Below are 9,440 nucleotides of genomic sequence, written 5' to 3'. Positions count from 1 at the left end.
CCCGCGGCGGCGCGACTTCGACCAGGGTCAGTGCGGCTGCATCGGTGCGCGGGGGTGTTGCTTCCGCCCACCGCAGCAATCCCGTTCCGACGAGACAGAGGCAGACCAGCGACGTCGCGGCTACCCCCCCGATCCGCGCCGATGGCGCCGGGGGGCGATCGCTGAACCGGCTGTTGGGGGCAGGCGGGCGTATGATCCCCGGATCGACGCGCACGTTCCGCGCCGCGGCCCGGCGCGGCGGAGGCGGCGGCGGCCCCGTTGCGCCCGCGCGCCGAAGACCGTGCGCCGATGCCATCAAAGCGTCTCGAGAAAGGCGACGAGATCATCGCGCTCCTCGCGCGTCAGATCGAGCCGTTTGAGGATCGGGGAGGTTGCCGGGAACAGCGGGTCGTTCGCCTGTTCGGGGCGCCGCCGAAGCTGTACCCCGCCGGCATTGTAGAAATTCACGATACCGCGCAGCTGAGGGAAGACGCCGTTGTGCATCCACGGCCCGGTGCGCGAGACGCCGCGCAGGCTGGGCGTCCGGAACGCCCCGACATCGGCGGGCAGGCGGGCGAATTCGTATCGGCCCAGATCCTGCAGGCGCCGGCCATAGAAGGAGAGGCCGATATTGTGGAACCGCTGGTCGGTGAACAGCGGGCCGTTGTGGCAATTGGCGCAGCCGGCCTTGGTCCGGAACAGGTGCAGCCCGCGCAGCTGCGGATCGCTCATCGCCTTTGTGCCGTCGCGGATCACGCGGTCCCACAGCGAGAAGCGCGGCTTGTGCGTACGGATGAAGGCGGCGACGGCTTGTGCAATATGGTCTGCCGTCATCAACTGGTCGCCGAACGCGCGCGAGAAGGGAAGCGTATAGCGTTCGTCGGCCGCGATCAGTGTCACGACGGCCGCAGGATCGGCGGCCATTTCGAACGGGTTGGTCATCGACGCCAGCGCCTGCGCCTCGAGGCTCTGCGCGCGGCCATCCCAGAACAGCGAGGTCATCCACGCCGCGGCGAACAGCGACTGGGCGTTGCGTTTGCCGCGCTGACGGTCGTGACCGAACGACGTGCTGATCCCGTCGCCAAACCCGAGTTCGCGATTGTGACACGATGCGCAGGCGATCTGCCCCGACCCCGACAGTTTCGGGTCGTTGAACAGCATTTCGCCGAGCGCGACCTTCTCGGGCGTCGATCGATTGCTGGCGGGTTCGGGCACGGCGGGAACCGGACCGAATTCGGCGAAGACCGCGCCCGGTTGCAGAACGGGGCGCGGCCAGCGATCGGGCGGTCCGGCATAAAGCGCGCGCAGCGCCGCCATGTCGGGCGGTGCCGGGACTTCGGCCGCATGCCCGCTTCCCGCGAGCAGTGCCGCGGCGGCGGCAAACAGCTTCAGGGTCCGGCGCATCCCGTCAGAAGCTGAACTTTGCCGAAATCCAGGCATTGCGGCCCAGCTGCCACGGCTGCGACGAGCTGCTGTACTGGCTTTCGAGCACGGTGTTGAACAGGTTGTTGACGCGCAGATCGAGCGTCAGCACGCCTGCGGGCGTCTTGAGCACGTCGAGCGCCGCCGACAGGTCGAAGCTGACGGCATCGTCGAACCTGACGATGTCGTAGACGTCGTAGTTGATGCCATCGATGCGGATGTTCACCCCGGTATCGTCGACCCGTTCGAACCCGCTGCGATAGCGTGCGTTGACGTTGGTGCGCAGCCGCTTGCCGAACCAGTGCGCCGACCAGTCGAAGTTGACGATGAAAGGCGCGGCATAATCGTCGCGCTGGTTGTTCGCGATCACCTGCAGCAGCGGGACGATTTCGCCCCCATAGTAGACCTGATCGCCGTCGAATTCGGTTTCGTCCGCCAGATCGAAATAATCGACGTTCGACGATTTGGTCTTCGACAGGTTGGTGCTCACCGAAAAACTGTGATTGCCGAATTCGCGCACATATTCGAGCGACAGGCCGCGATAGCGGCTTTCGCCATCGTTCGTGATCTCATAGCTGCGCACGGTGACGATGCCGCCGGTCTCGGTCGGCTCGCGCGTCTGGATTTCCTCCGACCGCGCGAAGCTGTTGCGCCCGTCGCGCAGGATGCCGCGGATGCGATATTCGCCGCCGATCAGCGGGGCGGGGCCGCGCAGCGCGAAGGTCAGCTCGTCGACATAGGGCGTCTTGAGCCCCGCGTTCGAATAGCGCGGCAGGATCGAGTGGCTGTATAGCGTCCAGTTCTCCGACCACAGATTCTTGCCGTCGACCACCTGCGGCGCGCGGCGGTAGATATAGCTGTCGGGATAGTTTTCACGCAGCGCATAACCAAGGAAGCTGCGGCCGTAATAGCGGTTGGCGCCGAGCGTCAAATGGATCCCGAGCGGCAGGTCGCGCGACACAGACAGGCGCGGTGCGACATTGTGGTTGCCGAGGAAGCTTTCATGGTCGTAGCGCAGGCCCGTGCGCACCTCGAAGCCCGCGATATCGCCCTGCCATTCGCTCCACAGCGTGTAGGAATCGAGCTTCACGCGCGACACGAACGCCATTTCGGGCAGCATCTGTGCCAGCGCATAGGCGCCGTCGACGCAGATGCCCTCGACCGTCACCGGCGGCATGCAGACGGTGTTCGGGCTGATCTCGATGCCGAGCGTGGATCCGCTGCCCGAACTCGATATGTGGCGATAGGCCGCGCTCGTTTCCTCGCGCTCCTTGATCGCCTTCACGCGTGCATATTCCAGACCGAAGCGGATATCGCCGCCCAGCGCGGGCTGTTCCCACTGCGCCTTGATCGTGGTGTCCCACTGGCGCTGGTTGATCGGGTTCGGGGCGCCGAGCGAGCAGCTTGTCCCCGAGCACCAGTCGACGCCGGGCGCGGTCGACTGGATGTTGATCGTGCCGGGGCGATCGACGCGGCGGTCGTTGTCGGAGCGTGCATGCGATACCTCGACCTTCCAGCGCGCTTCGCCCGCGCCGCTGCCCTCGAGCTTGAGGCTGCCGGTGAGCCCGCCGCCGTCGAGATAGACCCAGTTGTCGATGCCGTTGGGGTGCGAAAATTCGCTTTCATAGGGGCTGTAGGTCAGCTGACCGGTGAGCAGCAGGTCGTCCGACAGATCGAGTTCGGCCTTGGCGAGGAAATTCTCGCTGACGCTCTGCTGGCGGTAATTGCCGTAGCGCGCGTAATTGGTGCCGCGTTCATAGGTGACGCGCGATTCCGAAAAGCTGTACCCGAACAGGAAGCGCAGCGAATCCGCGACGGGCAGGTCGATGTTCGCGCCATAGCGGCGCTTCAGATAATCGGGTTCGCCGATCACATTGTCGCCGAGCAGTTCGCGGTTGCGTTTCGACATCCGGAACTGCGCGAAATCGGGACCGGTCTCGCCATAATGGGCGCTGATGCCGAGCGTCCGCGCCGGCGCGCGCGTGTCGATCTGGACGACCCCGCCGGTGAACTGGCCATATTCGGCGGAAATGTTCGAATCGCGCACGGTGATCGAGCCGACGAGGCTCGAATCGATCCACAAGGACTGCGCCGACGCCGCGGCATTGCCCTCGATATAATGATTGGGGTTGCTGCTCGACACGTCGAGCCGCGAATTGACGCCGATGCCGTCGACGACGAACAGATTCTCGGTGAAGCTGCCGCCCGAGATCGAGATATTGGCGGGGCGCAGATCCTGCAGTTCGGCGCGCGTCGCGCGGCCGTCCTGGCTGCTGAACTGCACCGTCGGCAAGGCGCGCAGGACTTCGTTTACGTCCCCCGATCCGGGCGCGCGCGCCTCGATCGACGCCTGATCGAACCGGCTCGTGCCCGAATCGACCGGTTCGCCGAAACGGTGGCTGACCGGCGCGTCGCCGGTGCCTTCGACCCGCACGGGCGACAACTCGACCGACGGCCCTGTGGCGTCCGCCGGCGCCTCTTGCGCCGCCGCGCCGGCGTGGATCATCGACGCGAGCGCCAGCGCACTCGACGTTGCGGTTAATCTCTTCATTTCGCGACCCCCTTTTGGCGTTCGGCGGGTCCCTAGAGATTATTTATATTGCGAGTCAATTGCAAAAAGGAAAAAGACTAATGCGTGGCGGGGCGCTTCGCGGCCGGCGTACCGGGGGCCGGCGGTTCGCGATCGCGTCAGCAGGGGGCGTCGGCGGGCTCGGCCGGCCGGGTCTTCGCAAAGGGGCTCAGCCCCATCCAGCTTTCGATCGTTTCGGCCAGATCGTCGTCGCCCGTCAGCAGCAGCCGGCGTTCGTGTGCCGCGGCCGCCAGCGTGTCGTAACCCATCCAGATCGCGGTCATTGTCTTGAGGTCGGCTGATACATACAGATCGACGTCGAAACCGGGATCGACCGAACAAAGCTCGGTTTCCTGTTCGGGCTCGACGACCAGCCACCATGATCGCCGGTCGGCGGAGAGGTCGGTGTAGCGGAACTGCACGATCACCTTGCGGTCGGGCATCGGATCGGGGACGAGGCCGCGGCGCATGTCCCACATCAGCAGCTGGACATCGAGCTGTTCGAGCGACAGGTCGCCGTCGATCCAGCGCTTGCCCCACACCCCGAACGCCTCGACGACCGGCGCGAGTTCCTGTCCCGCGCGGGTCAGCCGATAGTCGGACACCCCCGATTCCCGCGCGACGGGCGTGCGGTGGACGATCCCTGCCGCCTCCAGATCCTTCAGCCGCTGCGACAGCAGCGCGGGCGACATGCGCGGCACGCCGCGACGCAAGTCATTGAATCGCGTCGATCCCGCCGCAAGTTCGCGGACCAGTACGATCGTCCAGCGCGTGCACAATATCTCGGCCGCCATCGCAACCGGACAAAATTGACCATAGCTCGCGTTCGCCATGATAGGCTCCTCCCGAAGCCGCAATATACCGCATGAGTCGCCGGCAAGGCGAGTTCAGTTTCTGTATCAGGTCGATTCAGTTCCTGAACTATCCGCACACTCATCAGGCCGCCATGACCATCGCCAGCAAAGGAATGCTGAGGAGATGAACATGTTAGTAGTAGCTGAGAACAGGACGCGGGATTACTGGTACGAGATCGCCGACCGGCTGGCCGCGAAATTTGCCGCGACCGCGGCGAACCATGATCGGGACGGACGCTTCGTCGCCGACAATTACGCCCTTCTTCGCGAAGCCGGATTGATCGGCGCGGCGGTTCCCGTCGACCTTGGCGGCGACGGAATGGATTATGCGACGCTGGCCGGGATCGTCCGCCGGATCGGCAAGGGATGCGGTTCGACGGCGCTCGCCTTTTCGATGCATTGCCACCTCGTGGCCGCAGCGGCGTGGCGCTGGCAGCACCAGCAGGCGCCGACCGACGCACTGCTCCGCCGCGTGGCGTCCGAGAACCTCGTGCTCGTGTCGAGCGGCGGGTCGGACTGGCTGCAGGGCGGCGGGACCGCGACGAAGGTCGAGGGCGGCTTCCTGATCAACGCGCGCAAGATTTTCTCGAGCGGCTGTCAGGCGGGCGACCTCTTGATGACGAGCGCGGTCTATGACGATCCCGAAGCGGGGCCCAGCGTGCTGCATTTCGGCGTGCCGTTCAAGGCCGAGGGCGTGGCGATCCTCGACACGTGGGACACAATGGGGATGCGGGGCACGGGGTCGCACGATGTCGAGCTGAAGGATGTCTTCCTTGCCGACGCCGCGGTGTCGGGCCGGCGGCCACAGGGCAAATGGCATCCGCTGTTCCACATCATCAGCATGATCGCCTTTCCGCTCATCTATTCGGCCTATGTCGGCGTGGCAGAGAGCGCGCGCGACGCCGCGCTCGACGTCGCGCGACGCAAGCCGGCGTCGGCGGGACTGATCGCGCTTGCAGGCGAAATGCAAAATGCCTTCTGGACCGCCGAGACCGCATTGAATGCGATGATCGCGACGGCCGAGGGTGCGGCGCCGGGACCCGAAACGACCGGCAGCGTGATGACGGGCCGGACGATCGCGGGGCGCGCCGCGATCCGCACCGCCGAACTTGCGATGGAAGTCGCGGGGGGCGGTGCTTTCTACCGCGCTTCGCCGATCGAGCGCGCGTTTCGCGACGTGCAGGGCGCGCGCTTCCATCCGCTGCAGGAACCCGCGCAAAAGGAACTGGGCGGCCGGCTGGCGCTCGGGCTCGATATCGACGGATAGGCATCGAAACGGCGGGAAGGCCGCCGCCCGATTCAGATCAATATATGGCAGACGCGGGGCGCTGGACGTACCAGGCCGCGCGTCTGCCGCGCCAACGCGCTTTCGTCGATGCGGGCGGCGTCGGCGAGTTCGACGCGGTACCGGCCATGGAGCGCATGGACGGTGCGGACATTGGCATCGCCGCCGAGAGCCTCGAGTATATCGTCAGGCAACAGCGATGCACCGGCGATGCTGGCCGGAGTGTCCGCAACAAGGGTGCGGGTTGCGGCGCCCGTGCCGGTCAGTGCGCCACGGATTTCCTCGGCCACCAGATCGGCGATGGGTCCGAGCACGACCTGCGCCGCTTTTTCCGACGGACGAATGATGCCGCGCGCGCCAAGCGCCGACAGCGCGGTATCATCGACCGCCGCCTGATCGGCGACGATCAGGCGCAGCCGCGTCGTGCAGGCGTCGACGCTGACCAGATTGGCCGCGCCGCCCAGCGCGGCAACAAAAGCCTCGCCCCGCGCGCTCCCCGCCGATGTCGCGGCGGTTTCGGTGACCGCACCCTTTTCGCGTCCGGGTGTCGCAAGGTCGAAACGGCGGATGAAGAAGCGGAACAGGCCGTAATAGAGCGCGGCATAGGCGGCTCCCACCGGCAGCAGCATCCACGGCCGCGTCGCGAGGCTGAAGTTCAGCACATAGTCGAACAGTCCGGCCGAAAAGCCGAAGCCTAGCTTGACGTCGAGCGCGTTCATCAGCGCCATCGCCACGCCGGTCAGCAGCGCGTGAATCGCATAGAGCACCGGCGCGACGAACATGAAGGTGAATTCGATCGGTTCGGTCACCCCGGTCAGGAAGCTGGTGAAAGCGAGGCTGAAAAGCATCCCGCCGACCGCCTTGCGCCGTTCGGGCCGCGCCTCGTGATACATCGCAAGGCATGCGGCGGGCAGGCCGAACATCATCACCGGAAAAAAGCCCGACATGAAGGCGCCGGCATCGGGATCGCCCGCGAAGAAGCGGCGCAGGTCGCCGGTCGCGCCTTCGAAGTCTCCGACAACGAACCAGGCGGCGTTGTTGATGATGTGGTGCAGCCCGGTGACGATCAGCAGCCGGTTGAGCGCGCCATAGACGAACAGGCCGATCTCGCCCGAGCCGACGACGATGCGGCTCGCGGTATCGATCGCGCCGCTGATATGCGCATAGCTGTAGCCGACGAGCGCCGCGAGCAGCAGCCCCGCAACCCCGCTCGCGATCGGCACGAAGCGGCGGCCGCCGAAGAAAGCGAGATATTCGGGCAGCGCGATCGTCGCGAAGCGATTGTAGAAATGGCCGCCGATCAGCCCCGACAATATGCCGACCGGCACTTCCAGCCGGTCGATCAGCCCGACCGCCCATTGCTTTGCCGTAAGCGCCGCCGCGGCTTCGGGAAGTCCGGCGCCGATGTCGGGCGGCGGGGTCATGAAGGTCTGCGCGCCGTTCGTCGTCACGAAATAGCAGACGACGCCGGCGAGCGCCGCGGCGCCGTTGCCGTCGCGCGCAAAGCCGACCGCGACCCCGATCGCGAAGAGGATGCCGAGGTTGTCGAAAATCGCGGCACCCGCTGCCGAGACGAACGCGATATCGAGCAGGTCGGGCTGACCGATGCGCAGCAACAGGCCCGCGATCGGCAGCACCGCGATCGGCAGCATCAGCGCGCGGCCCAGCGGCTGGAGCGTTTCGAGTATCTTCCTCATCGACGTGTCTCCTCGAATGCGCGCGCCAGCGCCCGCACCTCGGCGGCCGATTTGCACTGCAGCGCGAGTTCGGCGTGCGCGCGCATCTCGGGCATGTTCAGCCCGCGTACGATCTGCTTCGCCTCGGCGACGAAGCCCGGTATCGCCGACAATTCGGTGACGCCAAGGCCGACAAGGATCGGCAATGCGGCGGGATCGGAAGCGAGGCCGCCGCATACGCCGACCCAGCGGCCGTGCACGGCAGCAAGGCGGCAGGTTTCGCCGATCATGCGCAGCACCGCGGGGTGCATCGCGTCGACCCCGGCGGCGACCGCGGGATTGCCGCGATCCATCGCGAGCACATATTGCGTGAGGTCGTTGGTGCCGATTGACAGGAAATCGGCCTCGGCGGCAAGCAGGTCCGCGGTCATCGCCGCAGCGGGAGTTTCGACCATCACCCCGACCTCGACGGGCGCCTCGATGCCCGTTTCGCCGCGCAGCCGGTCGACCAGCATCCGGACTTGCCGCAGTTCGTCGACGCTCGCGATCATCGGGATCATGATCTTGCACTGGCCGGCAGGATGGGTGCGCAAGATCGCGCGGACCTGGGTTTCGAGCAGTTCGGGCTGCGCGAGCGCGACACGGATGCCGCGCTGTCCGAGCGCGGGATTTTCCTCGGCGGCGATCGGAATATAGGCGGCGGGCTTGTCGCCGCCGATGTCGAGCAGGCGGATGATCAACGGCCTGTCCGCGAGCGCATCGGCGATCCCCTGATAGGCGGCGTGCTGTTCGGCCTCCGACGGCGCGGTGTCGCGATCGAGGAAGAGGAATTCGCTGCGGACCAATCCCGATCCTTCGGCGCCTTGCGCGGCGGCAATCTTCGCGTCTTCGACGCTGCCGAGATTGGCAAAGACTTCGATGCGGACGCCGTCGGCGGTGTGGCACGCGTCCCTTGCCGCGAGCTGCGCGGCCTGACGCCGGGTATCGCGCTGCGCGAGACGCGTCGCAAAGCGCTCGGCCTCGGCAGGCGAGGGCGCGGCCGTGACATGCCCCGCCTCGGCATCGAGCAGCAGCATCGTGCCATCCTGAACCGTGTCGAGGCCATCGCCCATCGCGACCAGCGCGGGCAAACCCATGCCGGCGCAGAGGATCGCGACATGCGAGGTCGGGCCGCCGCGCGCGAGGCAAACGCCCGCAGGTTTCGCGGCGGCAAGCGAGACGATTTGCGACGGCAGCATATCGTCGGCGACGATGATCGCGCCGGCCGGAATCCGGGCCCCGTCGAGGGGCGTCCCGGTCAGCGCCCGGAGCAATTGCCGCTCGATATCGACGAGGTCGTCGATGCGTTCGATCAGATGCGCATTCCCCGTCGCGCGGATCGCATCGATCTGGTCGTGGATCGCGCCGCGCCATGCAAAACCGGCGCTGCTTCCCGCCGCGATCCGGCTTTCGGCGGCGGCGAGGAGTTCGGGGTCGTCGATCAGCGCAAGATGGGCCTGCATAATCGATGCAACGCTGCCGTTCGCGGCGCCGGCGCGATCGGCAATCCGTGCGCGAACCTCGTTCCGGGCGGTGAGCAGCGCGGCGCGCTCTTCCCCGGCTCCCGCGCCTTCGCGCGCGACCGCGATTTCCGCCTGGTGCAGCCGCGCCGCCGG

The 9,440-nt window shown here is 66.5% G+C and carries 7 protein-coding genes; 1 reads left to right on the top strand and 6 read right to left on the bottom strand.

The features are described from left to right. From VN047_RS00960 to VN047_RS00945, 4 genes are all read right to left on the bottom strand, one after another. Nucleotides 1-214 (bottom strand): hypothetical protein (locus VN047_RS00960; protein WP_325539108.1); only part of this gene is annotated, 214 nt, incomplete at its 3' end. Between the two features lie 80 nt (nt 215-294). Next, entirely contained in the window at nt 295-1,383 is a 1,089-nt protein-coding gene (locus tag VN047_RS00955) for a cytochrome-c peroxidase (protein WP_325539106.1), read from the bottom strand. Nucleotides 1,384-1,387: 4 nt separating this feature from the next. After that, nucleotides 1,388-3,952, bottom strand: coding sequence for a TonB-dependent receptor plug domain-containing protein (locus tag VN047_RS00950; RefSeq protein ID WP_325539104.1), 2,565 nt, complete (start codon nt 3,950-3,952; stop codon nt 1,388-1,390). Between the two features lie 137 nt (nt 3,953-4,089). Then, nucleotides 4,090-4,803: a helix-turn-helix domain-containing protein gene (locus VN047_RS00945; RefSeq protein ID WP_325539102.1), complete on the bottom strand. Its 714-nt coding sequence runs from the start codon at nt 4,801-4,803 to the stop codon at nt 4,090-4,092. A gap of 151 nt (nt 4,804-4,954) precedes the next feature. Here VN047_RS00945 and VN047_RS00940 point away from each other — a divergent pair, with 151 nt between their 5' ends. Beyond that, nucleotides 4,955-6,091: an acyl-CoA dehydrogenase family protein gene (locus tag VN047_RS00940; protein WP_325539100.1), complete on the top strand. Its 1,137-nt coding sequence runs from the start codon at nt 4,955-4,957 to the stop codon at nt 6,089-6,091. A 32-nt stretch (nt 6,092-6,123) separates the two neighbouring features. On the opposite strand, the gene nagE is transcribed toward VN047_RS00940, so the two are convergent. Further along, nucleotides 6,124-7,806 carry an N-acetylglucosamine-specific PTS transporter subunit IIBC gene (nagE, locus tag VN047_RS00935; protein WP_325539098.1) on the bottom strand — a complete coding sequence of 561 codons (1,683 nt, stop codon included), beginning with the start codon at nt 7,804-7,806 and terminating at the stop codon, nt 6,124-6,126. Beyond that, nucleotides 7,803-9,440 (bottom strand): phosphoenolpyruvate--protein phosphotransferase (gene ptsP / locus VN047_RS00930; protein WP_325539096.1); only part of this gene is annotated, 1,638 nt, incomplete at its 5' end. The genes nagE and ptsP, both read right to left, overlap by 4 nt.

Source organism: Sphingopyxis sp. (genome assembly GCF_035565275.1).
Classification (GTDB): Bacteria; Pseudomonadota; Alphaproteobacteria; order Sphingomonadales; family Sphingomonadaceae; genus Sphingopyxis.
Note: the sequence above shows the minus strand (reverse complement) of the source record. Positions and strands in the feature narration are given on the sequence as shown.